15 protein-coding genes are annotated in these 19310 nt (G+C 60.6%); 5 read left to right on the forward strand and 10 right to left on the reverse strand.

Annotation, left to right across the window (positions count from 1 at the left end; genetic code table 11):
* Positions 1-341: 341 nt before the first annotated feature.
* Positions 342-2294 carry an acetoacetate--CoA ligase gene (locus AB6803_RS21395; RefSeq protein ID WP_371110769.1) on the reverse strand — a complete coding sequence of 651 codons (1953 nt, stop codon included), beginning with the start codon at positions 2292-2294 and terminating at the stop codon, positions 342-344.
* A 165-nt stretch (positions 2295-2459) separates the two neighbouring features.
* Here AB6803_RS21395 and AB6803_RS21400 point away from each other — a divergent pair, with 165 nt between their 5' ends.
* Positions 2460-4355, forward strand: coding sequence for an AsmA family protein (locus AB6803_RS21400; protein ID WP_371110770.1), 1896 nt, complete (start codon positions 2460-2462; stop codon positions 4353-4355).
* Between the two features lie 21 nt (positions 4356-4376).
* On the opposite strand, the gene AB6803_RS21405 is transcribed toward AB6803_RS21400, so the two are convergent.
* The 5 genes from AB6803_RS21405 to AB6803_RS21425 all read right to left on the reverse strand — a co-directional run bounded on the left by AB6803_RS21405 (position 4377) and on the right by AB6803_RS21425 (position 9536).
* Positions 4377-5192 (reverse strand): ABC transporter permease subunit, encoded by an 816-nt coding sequence (locus tag AB6803_RS21405; protein WP_371110771.1) that lies wholly within the window; start codon positions 5190-5192, stop codon positions 4377-4379.
* Positions 5193-5195: 3 nt separating this feature from the next.
* Positions 5196-6107 (reverse strand): ABC transporter permease subunit, encoded by a 912-nt coding sequence (locus tag AB6803_RS21410; protein WP_371110850.1) that lies wholly within the window; start codon positions 6105-6107, stop codon positions 5196-5198.
* A gap of 2 nt (positions 6108-6109) precedes the next feature.
* Positions 6110-7252 carry an ABC transporter ATP-binding protein gene (locus AB6803_RS21415; protein ID WP_371110851.1) on the reverse strand — a complete coding sequence of 381 codons (1143 nt, stop codon included), beginning with the start codon at positions 7250-7252 and terminating at the stop codon, positions 6110-6112.
* Positions 7253-7371: 119 nt separating this feature from the next.
* The gene (locus tag AB6803_RS21420) at positions 7372-8460 is read right to left on the reverse strand and encodes a polyamine ABC transporter substrate-binding protein (protein WP_371110852.1); all 1089 of its coding nucleotides are present in this window, start codon (positions 8458-8460) and stop codon (positions 7372-7374) included.
* Between the two features lie 203 nt (positions 8461-8663).
* Positions 8664-9536 (reverse strand): LysR family transcriptional regulator, encoded by an 873-nt coding sequence (locus tag AB6803_RS21425; protein ID WP_371110772.1) that lies wholly within the window; start codon positions 9534-9536, stop codon positions 8664-8666.
* 88 nt (positions 9537-9624) lie between these two features.
* Here AB6803_RS21425 and AB6803_RS21430 point away from each other — a divergent pair, with 88 nt between their 5' ends.
* Positions 9625-9879, forward strand: coding sequence for a hypothetical protein (locus AB6803_RS21430; protein WP_371110773.1), 255 nt, complete (start codon positions 9625-9627; stop codon positions 9877-9879).
* Here AB6803_RS21430 and AB6803_RS21435 read toward each other — a convergent pair.
* The 4 genes from AB6803_RS21435 to AB6803_RS21450 all read right to left on the reverse strand — a co-directional run bounded on the left by AB6803_RS21435 (position 9858) and on the right by AB6803_RS21450 (position 14809).
* Positions 9858-12398 carry a methyl-accepting chemotaxis protein gene (locus AB6803_RS21435; RefSeq protein WP_371110774.1) on the reverse strand — a complete coding sequence of 847 codons (2541 nt, stop codon included), beginning with the start codon at positions 12396-12398 and terminating at the stop codon, positions 9858-9860. The genes AB6803_RS21430 and AB6803_RS21435 overlap by 22 nt on opposite strands.
* Positions 12399-12721: 323 nt before the next feature.
* Positions 12722-12865, reverse strand: a complete 144-nt coding sequence (locus AB6803_RS21440; protein WP_194291714.1) for a hypothetical protein — start codon at positions 12863-12865, stop codon at positions 12722-12724.
* 174 nt (positions 12866-13039) lie between these two features.
* Positions 13040-13552, reverse strand: coding sequence for an ankyrin repeat domain-containing protein (locus AB6803_RS21445; protein WP_371110775.1), 513 nt, complete (start codon positions 13550-13552; stop codon positions 13040-13042).
* 72 nt (positions 13553-13624) lie between these two features.
* Complete coding sequence (locus tag AB6803_RS21450) at positions 13625-14809, reverse strand: NAD(P)/FAD-dependent oxidoreductase (protein WP_371110776.1); 1185 nt, start codon at positions 14807-14809, stop codon at positions 13625-13627.
* A 135-nt stretch (positions 14810-14944) separates the two neighbouring features.
* Here AB6803_RS21450 and AB6803_RS21455 point away from each other — a divergent pair, with 135 nt between their 5' ends.
* The 3 genes from AB6803_RS21455 (at position 14945) to zwf (ending at position 19298) form a co-directional block, all read left to right on the forward strand.
* Complete coding sequence (locus tag AB6803_RS21455) at positions 14945-16381, forward strand: glutamine synthetase family protein (RefSeq protein WP_371110777.1); 1437 nt, start codon at positions 14945-14947, stop codon at positions 16379-16381.
* 13 nt (positions 16382-16394) lie between these two features.
* Positions 16395-17693 carry an NAD(P)/FAD-dependent oxidoreductase gene (locus AB6803_RS21460; protein ID WP_371110778.1) on the forward strand — a complete coding sequence of 433 codons (1299 nt, stop codon included), beginning with the start codon at positions 16395-16397 and terminating at the stop codon, positions 17691-17693.
* Between the two features lie 129 nt (positions 17694-17822).
* Entirely contained in the window at positions 17823-19298 is a 1476-nt protein-coding gene (gene zwf, locus AB6803_RS21465; protein WP_371110779.1) for a glucose-6-phosphate dehydrogenase, read from the forward strand.
* Positions 19299-19310: the final 12 nt, after the last annotated feature.

Consider the following 19310-nt stretch of genomic DNA (forward strand, 5'->3'; position numbering starts at 1 on the left):
TTCGGAATTCTTCACGCGCCAGGAGGCACGGATCATCGTGGCCCGCACGTCGCAGGCCTCTTCTTCAAGCGTGCACATACTTGGTCGGCGGGACAATGTACAGAGCGGGCGCGTATTTGTGCAGCGCGAACGAAAAAAAGGCAGCGAATCGTGCTGCCTTTGGAGTTGATGCTGCCTAACGAAAGCTCGAGTCGATCAACGTCATGTTACGGGAGCCACGGCTCCAAACCGCTCGGAGTTCATACGAGCGGCCCCAAGTTGGATTTACCTTTGACCAATCTCTCTTAACGCCGGGTTACCATCCGCAGGTCATCGTTTGCCCGTCAGTTTTAGGGGAGCGGTCAGTTCTGCAGTTCCGCCAGCCCGACAAACAGGTCCAGCGCTTCCGGGTTGGCGAGCGCTTCCTTGTTCTTCACCGCCCGGCCATGCACGACATCGCGGACGGCGAGTTCGACGATCTTGCCGGACTTGGTGCGCGGGATGTCCGTAACGGCGATGATCTTGGCCGGCACATGCCGCGGCGAGGCGCCGGTGCGGATGCGGGTCTTCATCGCCTTGACAAGATCCTCCGTCAGGGCAGCGCCGGATGTCAGGCGAACGAACAGCACGACGCGCACGTCGTCATCCCAATCCTGGCCGATGCAGAGCGCCTCCAGAACCTCGGGCATCTGCTCCACCTGATTGTAGATCTCCGCCGTGCCGATGCGTACGCCGCCGGGGTTCAGCGTCGCGTCCGAACGCCCGTGGATGATCAGGCCACCATGTTCGGTCCATTCGGCGAAATCGCCATGGCACCAGACATTGTCGAAACGCTCGAAATAGGCGGCGTGGTATTTGACGCGGTCGGGATCGTTCCAGAACATCACCGGCATCGAGGGGAAGGCCTTCGCACAGACCAGCTCACCCTTTTCGCCACGCACCGGCTTGCCGTCCTCGTTCCAGACATCGACCGCAAGGCCAAGACCCGCTCCCTGGATCTCGCCGCGCCAGACCGACTGCAAGGGATTGCCGAGCACGAAGCAGGAGACGATATCGGTGCCGCCCGAGATCGAGGCGAGCTGGATATCGTCCTTGATGCCCTCATAGACGAAGGTGAAGCCTTCCGGCGACAGCGGCGAACCGGTAGAGGTCATCAATCGCAGGCTGGTGAGATCATGCGAGGTCTTCGGCGTCAGGCCGCTCTTGCGCACCGCATCGATATATTTGGCCGAGGTGCCGAATACGGCGAAACCCTCCTCCTGCGCATAATCGAAGAGAATGTTGCCGTCGGGCGCAAAGGGCGAACCGTCATAGAGGCAGAGGGTGGCACCGGCGGCGAGCCCGGTCACCAGCCAGTTCCACATCATCCAGCCGCAGGTGGTGAAATAGAAGACCTTTTCATCCGGCACGACGCCGCAATGCAGGCGATGCTCCTTGATGAGCTGCAACAGCGCACCGCCGGTGGAATGAACGATGCATTTCGGCACGCCGGTCGTGCCCGAGGAGAACAGGATGAACAGCGGATGCGCAAACGGCAGGGGCGCGAATTCGACGGCCTTTGCCTCGAAGGGCGCGATGAAGGCGGACAGCGTCTTTGCACCCGGGGTCGCCGCTGCGACAGCATCGGCATCGCCGGCATAGGGAACAATGACGGTGGGTGCGCCGAGGCGCTGCGCGATGGCGCCGACCTTTGTCGTCACATCCTGCAATTTGCCGGCATACCAATAGCCGCTGCAGGCAATGAAGAGCTTCGGCTCGATCTGGCCGAAGCGGTCGAGCACGCCCTGCTCGCCGAAATCCGGGGAACAGGAAGACCAGATGGCGCCGATCGAGGCGGCGGCCAGCATGCAGGCAATGGTTTCCGGCATGTTCGGCATCATCGCGGCGACACGGTCGCCTTTGCCTATACCAAGGGCGATATAGGCCTGTTGCAAGCGGGACACCGTGGCCGAAAGCCGATCCCAGGACCAGCGGTCGCGCACCTTGTCTTCGCCCCAGAAGACCAGGGCATCGCCCTCGCCGCTCTTCGACAGCAGGTTCTCGGCGAAGTTCAGCTCGGCATCGGGAAAGAAACGCGCCTCCAGCATGAGGTCGCCATTGATCAGCGCCCTTTCGCCGCGTTTTCCCTTGATGCCACAGAAATCCCACACTGCTGTCCAGAAGGTCTCACGCTCGGTGATCGACCAGGCGTGCAGGCTGCCGAAATCGGAGAGCGATAGACCAAAGCGCCGGTTGCATTCCTGCATGAAGGCAAACATCGGGCTGTGGCGGCGAAACTCGTCCGATGGGGTCCAGAGCGGTTGATTGTCTTGCATATGATCTCCCCCTGCTTTTCGGTTTATATACCATGCTGCAGCGCATTATAAAGTCACTGCGTTGTCGGTCTTCCCGCTGTACAACGTTTGCATCCGCCGATCATTTCCTATATCCGGCAAACACAGGCATATCAGCGCTATGAGTATGAAAGTCTCCGTGGGATCATGAGCACGTCGAGGAATAGGAAGTGGCGGTTGACGATGCAATCGGCCTCGCGCTGGCTGCCGGCCGTCGCGCGCACCTTCGGCATCGTGCTCTTGACCATCATCATCGTCTTCGCCGTCTTCAGGGCAACCGCCCCATTCCTGATCTCCAGCGGGCTGGTGCGCTCCGGCATCGAGAAAGCGCTGTCGGACTGGACGGGATATCGTGCCCAGATCGAGGGCGACCCGACGCTGGAATTCTGGCCGACGCCGCGCGTGACGCTCAATCAGGTCACCATCCGTGAACCGACGAAAAACGGCAAGGTGCTTGGCCATGTTGACAGTCTCTCGGCGGACTTCTCGCTGTTTACGGCGCTGCGTGGACGCGCGCATTTCCATGAGTTCCATTTTCTGCGACCGACGCTCTATATCCGCCGCGACGAGACGGGCCTGATCGACTGGACGAACGAGGGGTTGCTGTCCAAGGCGATCGAGCGGGTGGAAACATCCGCCAACCAGGACGTGCCGATGCGGAAGGAGCAGGATGCGGATATCGGCACCCTGACCATCGAGGACGGCAGCGTCGAGATGACCGATGACCGCACGGGCAAGATCTACAAGATGAACGGCGTGAACGCGGACATCACCTGGCCACGGCTGTCGCGGCCGATGACGGCCGTCATCCTGGCGCGGCTCAACGACCAGGACGTCAAGATCGATTTCAACTCCACCCAGCCACTGCTGCTGTTTGCCGGCAAGAGCGTGGATGCCCGGACAAGTTTCTCCTCGCCGCTGATCAATTGGACCTATACCGGTGTTAGCAGCATTTCCGATTTCTCGGCGCTCGCCGGAAATCTGGATCTGAGCGTGCCGAACGTACCCTCGTTCCTCGCCTGGAGCGGTGAGCATCTGCCGGCCGCCAATACATTGCAGAATGTCTCGCTCAACGCTGATATCGTCTCGATCCAGAATGGTGTGCGTTTCAACAATCTGAACTTCAAGGTCAATGATTCCGCCGCGTCCGGCGTCATGGATCTCAACTATACGGCAGCCGGCAAGCCGAAGATTTCCGGCACGCTCGCCTTCGACCAGATGAACCTCAATCCGTTCCTGGCGGCATTTTCCATGCGGCTGGCGGCCGATACCGCCATCGATATGCTGCTCAACGGCAACCCGCTGCAGCGTCTCGACATGGATATGCGGATGTCGTCGAACAAGGCGTGGCTCGGTCCTTTCCAGTTCGACAATATCGGCGCCAGCCTGCTGGTCGCCGGCGGCAAGGCGAAATTTGACATCGGCGACAGCGGCTTCGAGGGCGGCGATCTGACCGCGCATCTGGAAGTCACGCAGGGCGACTTCGATGGCGGCGGCAAGCTACAAATATCCATTCGCAACGCGGATTTCGGCGGACTTTTTTCCCGTCTCAAGCTCGTTGGTCCCCTGCCGATGACCACAGGATCGCTGGATCTCGCGCTCTCCACCTCCAAGCCGATCTGGGCCGCCAATCTCGGCGATGTCGCCGGCAAGATGCATTTCACCGCACAGACGGGCTCCTTCCGGCAATTCAACATCTCCGCCTTTCGCGCGCTTGCCGCCGACAAGGCCTTCTTCCGCATGAGCGACATTGCCGACACGTCCTTCGATTTCGACAGCCTCGATGTCGACGCAAGCTTCGCCAAGGGATCGGCCGAGGTTCATAGCGCCAAGATCATAGGGCGCAATGAAACGGTGACATTGAACGGCGTCGTTCCCTTCCGCAGCAATGGACTGGCGCTTTCAGGTGCCATCGAGGCGAGCAACCCCGCCGACACATCGGATCTGCCGATGCTGCCCTTCTTCATTGGCGGTACCTGGCCGGACCCGGTGATCTCCCCGGTCACGACACTGCTACAGAAGCCTGATCAACCGCAGCAATAAAGCCTGCGCTTGCCGAAGCCCTCAGCCAGCCGCCGCAGCGTGCTCGTCCCTCTGGCGCTGCACCTCGCGGCGCTTGGTGGCGATGGAGGCGCAGATGACGCCGATGGCGACAACGCCGATCAGGATGGTGCAGATCGCATTGATTTCCGGCGTCACCCCAAGCTTGACCTGGCTGTAGATCAGCATCGGCAGCGTCTTGGCGCCGGCACCCGAGGCAAAGGTCGCGATCACCAGATCGTCGAGCGATAGCGTCAGCGCCAGCACCCAGCCGGAGAACACAGCCGGCGCGATGATCGGCAAGGTGATTTCGAAGAAGGTGCGCACCGGCGGCGCGCCGAGATCGAGCGCCGCTTCCTCGATCGAGCGGTCGAAGGTCAGAAGCCTGGATTGCACGACGACAGCGACGAAGCACATGGTCAGCGTCGTATGCGCCAAGACGATCGTCCAGAAACCGCGGTCGACGCCGGACGTGACGAAGAGCAGCAACAGCGACAGGCCTGTGATGACATCCGGCATGACCAACGGCGCGTAGATCATGCCGGAAAACAGGATGCGGCCGCGGAAGCGCGTGTAGCGCACCAGCGTCAGCGCCGCCAGCGTGCCAAGTACGGTGGCGATCGTTGCCGACAGAAGCGCAATGCGCACCGTCAGCCAGGCGGCATTCAGCATGGTATCGTTGCTGAAGAGATGCACATACCATTGCGTCGAGAAACCGCCCCAGACCGTGACCAGGCGCGAGGCGTTGAAGGAATAGATGACCAGCAGCAGGATCGGCAGGTAGAGGAAAGCCAGGCCGAGCGTGACCGAGACGATGTTGAAACGGGACCAGCGGATCATGGCCTATCTCCCTCTCTCTTCGGCTTTCGCCTGAAAATGCTGGAAGAAGACGATGGGCACCACCAGCACTAGCAGCAGGATGGTCGCAACCGCCGAGGCCAGCGGCCAATCGGTGTTGCCGTAGAACTCCGTCCACAAGACCTTGCCGATCATCAGCGTTTCAGAACCGCCGAGCAGGTCCGGGATCACGAATTCGCCGACGGCCGGGATGAAGACCAGCATGCAGCCGGCGATCACGCCGGGGATCGACAGGGGGAACGTGACGCGCCAGAAAGCGCCGATCGCCGTGCAGCCGAGATCTTCCGCGGCTTCGATCAGCGTGCCGTCCATCTTTTCCAGCGCGGAATAGAGCGGCAACACCATGAAGGGCAGATAGGAATAGACCATGCCGATATAGACGGCGGTGTTGGTGTTGAGGATCACCAGCGGCTCCTGGATGATACCGAGCCCCATCAGGAGCTGGTTCAGGAGGCCGGTGGTGCTGAGGATCGACATCCAGGAATAGACGCGGATCAGAAAGCTCGTCCAGAACGGCAGGATGACCAACATCAGCAGCGTCGGGCGGATGGTACGCGGTGCCTGCGCCATGCCGTAGGCGATGGGATAGGCGATGAGCAGCGTCAGGAGCGTCGAGATACCGGCGATCTTCAGGCTGCCGAGATAGGCGCTCATGTAGAGCGGGTCGCCGGCCAGCCATGTGTAATTGTCGAACGACATGGTCTGCAGCTTGTCCCACCAGTCGCTGAAACTGTCCGACCAGTTGAAGGACGGATCATAGGGTGGGATGGACAGCGCCTTCGTCGACAGCGAAATGCGGAAGACGATCAGGAACGGCACGAGAAAGAAGAGCAGCAGCCAGACATAGGGGATGATGATGACGAGGCGCTGGTAGAGGGAGGAACCTAGCGTTTTCATCATCAATCCTTCAGCAGCACGCCGGCGTTTTCGTCGAAGGAGACCCAGACATTCTGGTCGTAGGCGAAGGGCTCTTCCACCGCGCGGACAGCATTCAGCGACGAGGCCTTGACCACCTGGCCGTTCTGCAGCTTGACGTGGAAGACCGTCATGTCGCCGAGATAGGCGATATCCCAAATCTCGCCCTCGGCGGCGTTGACCGAGGCGTTGGCCGGCGGGCGCGGCGTGATCCTGAGCTTTTCCGGCCGAATAGCGAGACTGGCGCGGCGCCCCTCCGCCGGCGTATCGCTGGATGCGATGCGCAGCACGATGGAGGGATCGACCGCGATCTCGATGATCCCCGAACCGGCCGAGGTGACATTGCCCTCGAGAATATTCACGTCGCCGATGAAGTCGGCAACGAAGCGCGAGTTGGGAGCCTCGTAGATCTCCGCCGGCGTTGCTATCTGCGCCACCTTGCCGTGGCTCATGACGGCGATGCGGTCGGCCATGGTCATCGCCTCTTCCTGGTCGTGGGTAACGACGACGAAGGTGAGGCCGAGGCTCTGCTGCAGGTCCATCAGCTCGAACTGGGTTTCCTCGCGCAGCTTCTTGTCGAGCGCGCCGAGCGGCTCGTCGAGCAGCAGCACCTTCGGGCGCTTGGCGAGCGAGCGGGCAAGCGCCACGCGCTGACGCTGGCCGCCGGAAAGCTGGTGGGGCTTGCGCCTGGCGAATTGCTCCAGCTTGACCAGCTTCAGCATCTGCGCCACGCGCTCGTCGATCTCCGCCTTCGGCATGCCGTCCTGCCTCAGTCCGAAGGCGATGTTTTTTTCCACCGTCATATGCGGGAAGAGAGCATAGGACTGGAACATCATGTTGACGGGTCGGCGATAGGGTGGCGTGCCGGCAAGGCTCTGGCCGTCGAGGATGATCTCGCCCGTCGTCGGCTGCTCGAAGCCCGCCAGCATGCGCAGCAGCGTGGACTTGCCACAGCCGGAGGCGCCGAGCAGGGCGAAGAATTCGCGGTTGTAGATATCCAGCGAAAGATTGTCGACGGCGACGAAATCGCCGAACTTCTTCGTGACGTTCTTGAAGGAAATGTAAGGCTTTGCCGAAGGGTCGGTCCACGGAGCAAAGGAACGCCGGATATTCCCGAGAGACTTCATCATTTATCCCCAAATGAAAGGATGCTGCGCCGGCTCTTCCCCATTCCGGCGCGGTCCTGATCTTTACCTTATGCCGTCAGAAAAAGGCCCGGACGTTGCCGTCCGGGCCTGCTTTGAAATTATTGGCCAGTGGTGACCTTCGTCCACAAGCGCGTCGCCACGCGCTGTGTTTTCGGGTCCCAAGGCTTCAAGGTGTAAAGGCTCTTCGTGACCTCTTCCGTCGGATAGACGGACGGGTCTTCCAGCACTTCCTTGCTCACGAACTGCTGCGACGCCTTGTTGCCATTCGCGTAAGTCGTGAAATTGCTGGCCTTGGCGATGACTTCCGGCCTCATCATGTAGTTGATGAAGGTATGCGCCTCGGCGACATGCGGCGCATCGGCCGGGATCGCCATGACGTCGAACCACATCTGCGCGCCCTTTTTCGGGATCGAATAGCTGATATTGATGCCGTTCTTGGCTTCCGCCGCGCGGTTACGCGCCTGCAGCACGTCGCCGGAATAGCCGAAGGCGATGCAGATATCGCCATTGGCAAGCGCATTGATATATTCCGACGAATGGAATTTGCGGATATTCGGGCGAGCCGCCGTTAGCAGTTCCTCGGCTTTCTTGAAGTCCTCGGGCTTGGTGGAGTTCGGATCGAGGCCGAGATAACGGAGAGCCGCCGGAATGACGTCGGTGGGGGAATCGAGCACGTAGATGCCGCAATCCTTGAACTTGGCGGCGAGCTTCGGATCGAAGATCACATCAACGTCCGGCGCCTCATCGGTGCCGAGGATCTGCTTCACCTTGTCGACATTGTAGCCGACGCCGCTGGTGCCCCACATATAGTCGACGGCATATTGGTTGCCGGGATCGTAGGCGGCGATGCGCTTCTGCACCGTGTCCCACATGTTGGAAATATTCGGTAGCTTCGACTTGTCGAGTTTCTGGAAGACGCCGGCCTTGATCTGGCGCTGCAGGAAGTAGGCGGTCGGCACGACGACGTCATAACCGGTCTTGCCCGCGAGCAGCTTGGTCTCCAGCGTTTCGTTGGCGTCGAAGGTGTCGTAAACGACCTTGATGCCGGTTTCCTTGGTGAAATCGGCCAGAATCGAATCATCGATGTAATCCGACCAGTTGTAGACGTTGACAACCTTGTCTTCCGCCTGGGCGACCGTGACCAGCGAAACAGCCGCAAAAGCGGTTGCCGCGAGCCGTGCGAACATGGACTTCATGGTCTCTCCTGTTTTGTTCAAGGGCATCCTTGCGACACCCAACCCTCTGTTTTTCCCGCCAGACTAGAAAGGAATCCGAAAGGCCACAAGGGGGAAAAGCAAGCCTCATGAGCTTTCACGGATTTACGCGGAATCGGGGGACGATACGGTTCATCGACCAGAGACGAACCACGCCGTCCCTGGCTTGCGGTTTTTCAAACATAGGTCGGGCGGTTGCCCGCGAAGAGGTCGGCATGGCTCTTCAACAACCTGGACATGCGGTCGACCACGGTTCTTATCTCGCGGCGATGGCGATCGGTGTCGTTCATGACGATCCATTGCCCGTGACGTAAGGAGGCGACTTCCTCACCCACCCGCTCCAGCCGAGGTTCCAGATCGCCGACGAAACAGGGAAGAACGGCGATGCCCGCTCCCGCGAGGACAAGGTCGTGGAGCGAGCGCGGCCGGCTGACCGTCACCGCGATCGCCTCGCGCTGGTTCTGATGCGGCCAGCGCAGATAGGCGGAGATTGCCTCCTCCTCCGCAACCGCGATCCATCGTCTGGGTCCGGCGAAGCGCATATTGCGCGCCTGATAGGCGGCATAGGCGACATCGCCGGTCTTGATGGCTGCAAGGTTGGCTTCCTCCGGCTCGAAGGCGCGGATGCCTATATCGCTTTCGCGATGGGCAAGACTGGCGCGGCGTTCGGCGATTTGCAGATCGATACGGAAATCATCTCGCTCGGAGCAGATCGACGGCATGTTCTGGCTGAGGACCCAGGCGACCCAGGTGCCCGCGGTAATCCGCACGATGGCCGCACCCTGCGCCTCGCGCTGCCAGCTATCCACCTTACGGGCGGCCGCCTCCATGTCGAGCAGTTGATCGAACAGTTCCTGGCCGTCGCCGGTCAGCGCATAACCGGTCTGGCTGCGCTGGAAGAGCGGGCGACCGACCTGGCTTTCCAGCTCCAGCATGCGCCGGCCGATCGTCGCCGGGCTCAATCCGCTCGACGAAACGGCGCCCGTCAGCCCGCCGCCGCGGGCGACATCGAGGAAAAGCTGATAGGCATCCCAGGTCGCATTTTTCATGGTTGAAAAATATAAGGCGAAAACGGCTGTATATAAAGCAAATTTCTATGTGTAATTGAAGGGATGCCTTTCAACGTGGAGACTTCCCATGATCGACTGCATCGCTTTAGCCAAAATCCTTGAATTACAGAACCATACGCTCCACGATCAATGGCGCAAGAACGAGGATTTGTTCTACCAAGCCTATGATCGCGAAGGCTGGGGGCTATTCTCCTGGTTCGGAAACATTCTCGATCATGCCTATGCATGGCTCAAAACGAAAAAAGCGGACCGGCCCGATATCGGCCGATCCGCCTGGGGTGATAACAGTGGCTGCTGCGGTCAGGCAGCGTCCGCCCGCTGATAGCTATGGACGACCTGACCGCTTTCGATCTTGAACTGCTGGATGAGATAGAGCAGCGCGTCCGCCTCGGAGGCCAATTCTCGGCTGGCCGCCGTGGTTTCCTCGACCATACCGGCATTCTTCTGCGTCATCTGGTCCATGTGGTTGACGGAGGCGTTGACCTCCTGCAGTGCGCTTGCCTGATCGTGGCTAGCGCGGGCGATCATCTCCACATGCTGGCTGATGGTGACGATCTGGCCGCTGATCTGCGCCAGAACCGAGCCGGCCTGCTGCACGAATTGCGAGCCGGAATTGACCTCCTGGGTCGATTTGTTGATCAGCCCCTTGATTTCCTTCGCGGCGGCAGCGGAGCGCTGGGCCAGTTCGCGCACTTCCATGGCAACGACCGCAAAGCCCTTGCCGGCGTCGCCGGCGCGGGCGGCCTCGATGCCGGCATTCAATGCCAGAAGGTTAGTCTGGAAGGCGATCTCGTCGATGACGCCGATGATCTGCTCGATCTTGCGCGACGCGTCTTCGATACGGGTCATGGCATCGATGGCGTTGCCGACGACGACGGAGCTGTCATCGGCGCTGCGCTTGGCTTCGCGCACGATCGCATCCGCATCCTTGGCGCGCTCGGCGGATGAGCGAACCGTAACGGTGATTTCGTCGACGGCGGCGGCAGTCTGTTCCAGCGAGGCGGCCTGCTGTTCGGTGCGTTTTGACAGGTCCTCGGCGGAGGCGGCCATCTGGTTGCCGTTGGACTGGATCATCTCGACATTGTCGCGCACCTGGCTGATCGTCTGCTGCAGGCGCGACAGCGAGCTGTTGAAATCCTGTCGGAGCTGTTCGAGACGACCGATGAAGGGCTTCTCGATCGTCGAGGAAATGTCGCCCTGCGCCAGACGCTCGAGACCGGCGGCAAGTTCGCTGACAGCAAAGTCGATCTGACGGTCGAGCTCGCGTTTTTCGGCATCGTTGCGCTGGCGTTCGTGCTCGGCAGCAGCGCGTTCCTCGTCGCTCTGCTCCTCGATGCGGATCTTCGAGATCGCATTTTCCTTGAAGACACCCAGCGCGCGGGCCATGTCGCCGATTTCGTCATGACGCTTTTCGCCGGAGATCGCGGTTTCCAGCATGCCATCGGCAATGCGGCGCATGGCGGCGGTGATCTGGCCGATCGGGCGCTGCAGGGTCAGGACCAGGGCAATGCCGCCGGCTACCGAAAGGATGATGCCGAGAGTAGTGGCGAGGATCGAGATGTAATTTGCTTGTTCACGCTCGGTGCCGGCGCTCTGCTTCTGCGTGTCGGCAAAGGCGGTGAGCTGGCCCCAGACCTGGTCGAGCTGTTGCCGCGCCGCGGCATATTCCGTGACGCGCACGGTCGAGGTGTTGACCAGTTGGTCGCCGCCATCCTCGATCGCCTTGAGAGCCGGGCGGATAACGGCATCGATGCTAGCGATGAAATCCATGCCCCTGGCGCTTTGCTTCAACGTGTCCATGGCGCCGCGGAGCTTGGAAACCTCCTGCCGCAGGCGAGCGAGATTATCCTTGCTGGTATTGGCCAGGAACTCGCCAAGCACGAGCTGCAGCGAATAGATCGAACCCTGGAGACGGCGGGTATCCTGAAGAACGGAATTGGTTTGAACAACCTTGGCGTCCATATCCACAAAGGTCGTCGTCGCCTGGCGCATCATCTGCGTCGCGGCCAATTGCGTATAGGTCGATGTCTGGCGGAAACGGGAGAGAAGCCGGCCGATGCTGGTAATCGTATCATCGGTCGGGACATCTGTGCTTTCCGTGAAGGCCGTCAGGTCCTTGATCGTGGCGACCAGGGACTGCACCACGCTCTTCTGGTTCTGCGGAAGGGCAAGATCGATCGAGCGCTGCGCCTTGGCAAGATCGGGCAATCGGTCCTTGAGCAGCTTCACCTTGTCGGTGGGTGTAGCGGCCTTGTTGAAATCCTCGGCAACGGAACCGAGCATATCGCCGCCCTTCAGCAGACGGTCGGCGGACCGCAGCGTCGCGGTCGCGGCCGCTTGGTCCTGGCGCATCTGGTCTTCCAGTTGCTGCCCGTTGAAATCGACGTTGAAACGGGCCTTGATCAGCGCTTTCTGGGCGTCATCGATCACCTTGCGGAAATCGACTTCCTGTTCGTGCAGCGTCCAGAGCTTGGCGACCACGTTCGCCATATCGGCGGTCTTCGTCGTCGCATCCGTCAGATTATTGCGGCCATCCGCATCTTTACCCAGCTGGCCGAGTGTCGACGCGAGAACGCCCTGTTGCGATTTGATATCCTCATAGAGCTTGTCACGCTGCTGCTCGTTGGTGATGCGTAGGAAGTCGTCCATCGAGCCGTAGAGATTCTTGAAGCCCGTCAGGGATTGCAGCACGCTGTTGGAGATTTCCATGCGCCCCTGCAGCAGGCCGGATGCATAGAGCCCGGTGAGGCCGACGGCGGAAATGCTGATCACGAATGGCAGGACGAAGAGGAGAACCTTCGTCTTGATCTTGAAACGCGACAGGATCTTGTCAATGAACATCGTGGCTCGGGCCTCTCACAACTGCTCCCCCCCTGCCGGCGCCTACACAGCGCCAACCGGACATATAGTCTTCAATCTTGAGATGTTCGCAGGTGGGGTCCTGAGCACTGTCAGGAGGCAATCATTGCTTCAGCTTCACGTTGTGGAAGCGCCCCAGAAAATCTGTGCGGATTGTCAGTCCGATAGATTAATTTTCGGATAAGGAGCCGCAGCAGGCTATTGCACGATGGAAAGCATGAGAAAACAGCCGAAACAAAGGGTGGCGCCCGGGCGCAAGTCCTTCGCCGAGGAAAAGGCGAAATCAGCCGACCAGGCCGACGATATCAGAAGCCGCGCACCGCGAGGTAAGCAATGCAGGCAGCCGTGGCGCCGGTTGCAAGCATCAGCAGCCTGACGGCGACGAGCTTGGCGTTGTCACGGGTCTGAGCAATTGCTATGGCGCGAGCGCGACGTTGTGTTTTGTTCATGAGCCTAAATCCCATTTTCGCACTGACACGATAACCGGCAACGGGCCGTTCCGGCAACAGGCAATGTAGAAAATAAAGATGTAGGAAAAGAAAACGCCAAAACCAGAGGTTAGTCGCAATTGCCGCACCTTTCGAGCATTTGCCCAAAAAATGCGGAACTCCGCGGGGCTAATTCTACTTCAGCAGCTCCGCGATTGCCGGATTGGTCGCCATCTCAGCGGCAGTCTTGCCGGAAGAAGACTTGATGGTCTTGTCGGCCCCATCCTTCAGCAACGCCTTGACGATGGCAGGATCATCCTGCTGCGATGCCATGTGCAGCGGCGTCCAGCCATCATAGTCGCCGCGCACATTGACGTCGGCGCCCTTGGAGACCAGCAGATCGACCATGCTGGCCGGGCCGTAATAGGCGGCGGTGTGCAACGGATACCAGCCCTCGGTGGTCTTCATGTCCAGCTTGGCGCCGCAGGCGAGCATCTTCCTGACGACATCGCCCTTCTTGTCGCGGATCGCCAACGAGAAATGGGTGTCGCCGCCAATATCCTGACCATTCGGATCCAGCTTCTTGCATGCCGCAGACGCCGCACTGGCATCCAACGCCGTGACGGCAAGCATGCCAAGAGAAAGCATCAAGGCCGCAGCCATACCGGGGAGAGTTACGGACCGGAATGTCCAGATATCGAACGTCATTATCGCCTCCATCGAATATGTTCGTCGTTGGAGATGCTCCTGCCCGCTTTGCGAGCAATTGGCAAGGTCACTTCAGGCCGCTTCGCCGGCAACATGGCCGGAGGCCCAGGCCCACTGGAAATTATAGCCGCCGAGCCAGCCGGTAACATCGACGCATTCGCCGATGAAGAAGAGGCCGGGGATGGTTTTCACCTGCATCGTCTTGGAATCGAGGCAAGTCGTGTCGATACCGCCGAGCGTGACTTCCGCCGTTCGATAGCCTTCCGAGCCCGAGGGCTTGACCGGCCAGGCCTGGACGACGGCGGCAAGCTGCTGCAACCGCTTGTCGCCCTGGTCGGCCATATTGCCCGACATGCCCTCGCCCTCGGCGAAATGCTGTGCCAACCGCTTCGGCAAGATTTCCGCCAGGGCGGTCTGCGCCGATTGCCGGCCATTGGCCTGCCGCGCCGCCTTCAGCATGACGAAGACATCCACATCGGGCTCGATCGCCACCGTGATCTCGTCCCCTTCCCGCCAATAGGAGGAAATCTGCAGGATCGCCGGGCCGCTCAGGCCCCGATGTGTAAAGAGCAGGGCTTCGCGGAACGCCGTCTTGCCATGGCGAATTTCAGCGGGCGCGGCGATGCCGGAGAGCGGCGCCAGGCGTTGCAGCAATTGCGGATCGAGGGTCAGCGGCACGAGGCCGGGACGGGTCTCGATGAGCGGCAGGCCGAATTGCTCGGCGATGCGATAGGCAAAGCCGGTGGCCCCCATCTTCGGGATCGACTTGCCGCCGGTGGCGACGACCAGCGAGGCCGCCTCGAAGGTGCCTTCCGAGGTGGAGACACGATAGCCTCCGCCAGCGACAGGCTCGATCGCATTGATTTCGGTGCGCAGCCGCAAATCCACGCCGGCCGATCGCATTTCGTCGGTCAGCATGCGGATGATATCCTTGGCGCTGTTGTCGCAGAAAAGCTGGCCAAGCGTCTTTTCGTGCCAGGCGATGCCGTGGCTTTCGACCATGGCGAGAAAATCCTTGGGCGTGAAGCGGGCCAAAGCCGACTTGGCGAAGTGCGGATTGGCTGAGAGAAAGTTCTTGGGGCCGGCATGGATATTGGTGAAATTGCAGCGGCCGCCGCCGGAAATGCGAATCTTTTCGCCCGGTGCCGAGGCATGGTCGAGCAGCAGCACGGAGCGCCCGCGCTGGCCGGCGCGAATGGCGCACATCATGCCCGCGGCACCCGCGCCGAGAACGATCACATCATATTTGCCGGCCACATTTCATTCCTTCATCGATTATCGTGCTGCGTGACTATTTTTCCATCATATGGCGAAAGTCGGAGCGTCTCCCCCTCGCCAATTGGCAAACTGCCGTTATGATGCAATCTCCGATCCACGCAAATACGGTGTTTTATGCCTTCGAAAAAGACCCCGCTGAAAGCTTCCAAGCCGGTCTCGAAAGTTGCTACAGTTCCCAGCAGTCTACGGTCGGCACGCGGTGTGGCAAATTGGAAGGAAGCAGCCCAGTGGCTGCGGGCGCGTGGCATCGAAGACATCGAATGCATCACACCGGACCTTGCGGGCGTGCCGCGCGGCAAGATGATGCCGACCTCGAAATTCACCTCCAACACTTCGCTCGCCCTGCCTTCTGCAATCTATCGCCACACGATCTCGGGCGAATATCCCGAAGAGACCGAAAACTTCCGCTATGAGCCGCGCGACAGCGACCTGAAGCTGGTGCCCGATCTTTCGACGCTCTCCGTCGTGCCCTGGGAAACCGATCCGACGGCGCAGGTGATCTGCGACATCGTCAATTCCGAGGGCGAGGCGGTGTCCTATACGCCGCGCAACCTGCTGAAGCAGATCATGAATCTCTATAAGGAGCGCGGCTGGAAAGCGGTCGTGGCGCCGGAGATCGAATTCTATCTCGTCGCCAAGAATGACGACCCGGACTATCCGCTGCATCCGCCGAAAGGCCGCTCCGGCCGCTCGATCCTCGGTGGTCAGGGCTATTCCATCGCCGGCATCAACGAGTTCGACGAATTGATCGACGATATCTATCACTTCTCGGAGAAGCAGGGTCTCGAGATCGATACGCTGATCCATGAAGAGGGGCCGGCGCAGCTCGAAATCAACCTGCGCCATGGTGATCCGATCGAGCTTGCCGACCAGGTCTTCATGTTCAAGCGCACCATCCGCGAAGCGGCGCTGAAGCACGGCATCTATGCCACCTTCATGGCCAAGCCGATGCAGAGCCAGGCGGGCTCGGCGATGCATATTCACCAGTCGGTGGTCAACATCGAGACCGGCAAGAACGTCTTCACCAATCCGGACGGCAGTCCGTCGCAGGAGTTCTTCCACTTCATCGGCGGCATGCAGCGCTACGTTCCGAATGCGCTGGCGATGCTTGCGCCTTACGTCAATTCCTATCGGCGTCTGGCGCCGAACATGTCCTGCCCGGTCAACAATGCCTGGGGCTACGACAACCGCACCACGGCTTTCCGCGTGCCGGTCTCCGATCCGCAGGCCCGCCGCGTCGAGAACCGGCTGCCGAGTTCGGACGCCAATCCGTATCTCGCGCTTGCCGCCTCGCTCGCCTCCGGCCTGCTCGGCATCATGAAGAAGGTGGAGCCGACGGCGCCGACCGAGGATTCGGCCAATGAAGGCTCCATCGACCTGCCACGCGGCCTTCTCGAAGCCATCGCGCTGCTGGAGGGCGAGCCGGCCTTCCATGAAGTCCTCGGCAAGGACTTCATCGACATCTATGCCGGCGTCAAGCGCGGCGAGTTCGAGACCTTCATGCAGGTGATCAGCCCCTGGGAGCGGGAATTCCTTCTGCTCAACGTGTGAGGGAGGACCACCCATGACATCGCAGGACGCATGGCAGAGCCCGATCGCGCCGGGGCTTTCCTGGTATCAGGCAACCGTCGGGCCTCGCACGGTCTATCCCAAGCTCGACGGCTCGCGCCGCGCCGACGTTGCCATCATCGGCGGCGGCTATACCGGCCTGCAGGCCGCCTATAATCTCGCCAAGGGCGGTGTCGATGTCGTGCTGATCGATGCCAACCGTTTCGGCGACGGCGCCTCCGGTCGCAATGGCGGCCAGCTCGGCACCGGCCAACGCTGGTGGCCGGAGGAGCTGGAAGAGAAGATCGGCTATGAACGCTCGAAGGCGCTCTTCGACCTTGCCGAAGACGCCAAGCGGCATCTGCTCGATTTCGCCACGGAGCATGGCATCGACATCGATTTCATGCCCGGCCAGATGAACGTCACCCATAAGCCGAGCTACAAGCGCGCCTATATGGAAAACGCGGAGATCGCCGCGACGCGCTACGACTATCCGCATGTGAGCTTCATGGACACGGCCGAGACCCAGGAGCGGCTGGGCTCGAAGCGCTATCTCTACGGCATCAGGGACATGGGCACCGGCCATATCCATCCGCTGAAGCTGCTCATTGGCCTCGCACGTGTGGCTGCGGCCGCCGGCGCTTCCCTCTTTGAAATGACGCCTGCAAAGGCGATCAGACAATCGGGCGGCAAGACGCTGATCGAGACCGATGGCGGCGTGATCACCGCCGATCGCGTGCTGATCGCCTGCAACGGCTATATCGGTAATCTGGAGCCGGTGACGGCGAGCCATGTCATGCCGATCCGCTCCTTCATCGGCGCCACCGAACCGCTCGACAAATTTCCCGATGTACTGCCCGGCGGCGAGGCGGTGGCGGATTCACGATTCGTGGTGCGTTATTTCCGCAAATCGAAGGACGGGCGGCTGCTGTTCGGCGGCCGCGAGGCCTATACCGCCGATAACCCGCGCGACATAACGGAGCATATCCGCCGCCAGATCGCCGAAATCTATCCCGCACTCGACAAGATCGACATCACCCATGCCTGGGGCGGGTCGGTCGGCATCACCATGCCGCGCCAGCCTTTCGTGCGCGACGTCATGCCCGGCGTGACCTCTATCGGCGGCTATTCCGGACACGGCGTCATGCTGTCAAACTATTGCGGTAAACTCTATGCGAAAACAGTCCTCGGGAATGCCGACGATCTTGCGCTTTTCAGGGCGCTGAACATCCCGCCGTTTCCCGGTGGTGCCCGTATGCGGGCGCCTCTACTGTTCCTGGCGCTCTCGTGGTTTGCGTTGCGCGACAGGTTTTAGATACCGAACGGATTTCCTCTTTCGGCAATCCGCTCTAAAAACCGAGTCTGAATTTTGCGATGCACACTGGCCTTTTTAAATCGATTAGATTAAAAGGGGCCTCAACCAAGACCGATTGAGAGATACCTCATGAGCAGCCAAATCATTCCCGTTGAACCTTTTGACTATGTCGTTTTCGGCGGCAGCGGCGACCTTGCCGAGCGCAAGCTCCTGCCCGCTCTTTATCATCGCCAGATCGAAGGCCAGTTCTCCGAACCGACCCGCATTATCGGCGCGTCGCGCAGTGCGCTCTCCAATGAAGAATACCGCAAATTCGCCGACGCAGCCCTCAAGGAACACCTGAAGAAGGGCGAATATGACGAGGCGGAAGTCAAGAAGTTCCTCGCTCGCTTGTTCTATGTTCCGGTCGATGCCCGCAGCGACGCCGGCTGGGATCAGCTGAAGAAGATCCTCGACGAAGGCAAGGACCGCGTGCGCGCCTTCTACCTCGCCGTCGCTCCCGGCATTTTCGGCGACATCTCGCAGAAGATCCACGACCACAAGCTGATCACCAAGCAGACGCGCATCGTCGTCGAAAAGCCGATCGGCCGCGACCTTGCTTCGGCCCTGCAGCTCAACGACACCATCGGCAAGGTCTTCAAGGAAGAGCAGATCTTCCGCATCGACCATTATCTCGGCAAGGAGACGGTGCAGAACCTGATGGCGCTGCGTTTCGCCAACGCCCTCTACGAGCCGCTGTGGAACGCCAATCACATCGACCATGTCCAGATCACGGTTGCGGAATCGGTCGGCCTCGAGGGCCGCGCCGGCTACTACGACACCGCCGGCGCGTTGCGCGACATGGTGCAGAACCACATCCTGCAGCTCCTTTGCCTGACCGCGATGGAAATCCCCTCCTCGATGGATTCCGAAGCCGTCCGCGACGAGAAGCTGAAGGTGCTGCGTGCGCTGAAACCGATCACCGCCTCCAACGTCGAGCAGGCCACGGTTCGCGGCCAGTACCGCGCCGGCGCATCCTCGGGCGGTCCGGTCAAGGGCTACCTTGATGAACTCGAAGGCGGCGTTTCCAACACCGAAACCTTCGTCGCCATCAAGGCCGAGATCGGCAACTGGCGCTGGGCCGGCGTTCCCTTCTACATCCGCACCGGCAAGCGTCTTGCCGGCCGCATGTCGGAGATCGTCATCACCTTCAAGCCGATCCCGCACAACATCTTCGATCAGGCCGCCGGCCGCACCGTCGCCAACCAGCTGATCATCCGCCTGCAGCCGGACGAAGGCGTCAAGCAGTCGCTGATGATCAAGGATCCGGGTCCGGGTGGCATGCGCTTGCGCAACGTCTCGCTCGACATGAGCTTTGCCTCGGCCTTCAACGTCCGCAATCCGGACGCCTATGAACGCCTGCTAATGGACGTCATCCGCTCGAATCAGACGCTGTTCATGCGCCGCGACGAAGTGGAAGCCGCATGGGATTGGGTCGACCCGATCCTCAAGGGTTGGGAAGAAGCCGGCCAGCAGGTGCAGGGCTATACCGCCGGCACCTGGGGTCCGAGCCAGGCCATCGCTCTGATCGAGCGCGACGGCCGCACCTGGCATGACGATATCTAGGACGGTGACGAT

This window comes from Rhizobium sp. RCC_161_2, from assembly GCF_041355235.1.
Taxonomy (GTDB): domain Bacteria; phylum Pseudomonadota; class Alphaproteobacteria; order Rhizobiales; family Rhizobiaceae; genus Rhizobium.

Excerpts from the sequence above, each read along its gene's own strand:
- AB6803_RS21395 (WP_371110769.1), bottom strand. The coding sequence starts at position 2,294 with ATGCAAGACAATCAACCGCTCTGGACCCCATCGGACGAGTTTCGCCGC.
- AB6803_RS21400 (WP_371110770.1), top strand. The coding sequence starts at position 2,460 with ATGAGCACGTCGAGGAATAGGAAGTGGCGGTTGACGATGCAATCGGCC.
- AB6803_RS21405 (WP_371110771.1), bottom strand. The coding sequence starts at position 5,192 with ATGATCCGCTGGTCCCGTTTCAACATCGTCTCGGTCACGCTCGGCCTG.
- AB6803_RS21410 (WP_371110850.1), bottom strand. The coding sequence starts at position 6,107 with ATGAAAACGCTAGGTTCCTCCCTCTACCAGCGCCTCGTCATCATCATC.
- AB6803_RS21415 (WP_371110851.1), bottom strand. The coding sequence starts at position 7,252 with ATGAAGTCTCTCGGGAATATCCGGCGTTCCTTTGCTCCGTGGACCGAC.
- AB6803_RS21420 (WP_371110852.1), bottom strand. The coding sequence starts at position 8,460 with ATGTTCGCACGGCTCGCGGCAACCGCTTTTGCGGCTGTTTCGCTGGTC.
- AB6803_RS21425 (WP_371110772.1), bottom strand. The coding sequence starts at position 9,536 with ATGAAAAATGCGACCTGGGATGCCTATCAGCTTTTCCTCGATGTCGCC.
- AB6803_RS21430 (WP_371110773.1), top strand. The coding sequence starts at position 9,625 with ATGATCGACTGCATCGCTTTAGCCAAAATCCTTGAATTACAGAACCAT.
- AB6803_RS21435 (WP_371110774.1), bottom strand. The coding sequence starts at position 12,398 with ATGTTCATTGACAAGATCCTGTCGCGTTTCAAGATCAAGACGAAGGTT.
- AB6803_RS21440 (WP_194291714.1), bottom strand. The coding sequence starts at position 12,865 with ATGAACAAAACACAACGTCGCGCTCGCGCCATAGCAATTGCTCAGACC.
- AB6803_RS21445 (WP_371110775.1), bottom strand. The coding sequence starts at position 13,552 with ATGACGTTCGATATCTGGACATTCCGGTCCGTAACTCTCCCCGGTATG.
- AB6803_RS21455 (WP_371110777.1), top strand. The coding sequence starts at position 14,945 with ATGCCTTCGAAAAAGACCCCGCTGAAAGCTTCCAAGCCGGTCTCGAAA.
- AB6803_RS21460 (WP_371110778.1), top strand. The coding sequence starts at position 16,395 with ATGACATCGCAGGACGCATGGCAGAGCCCGATCGCGCCGGGGCTTTCC.
- zwf (WP_371110779.1), top strand. The coding sequence starts at position 17,823 with ATGAGCAGCCAAATCATTCCCGTTGAACCTTTTGACTATGTCGTTTTC.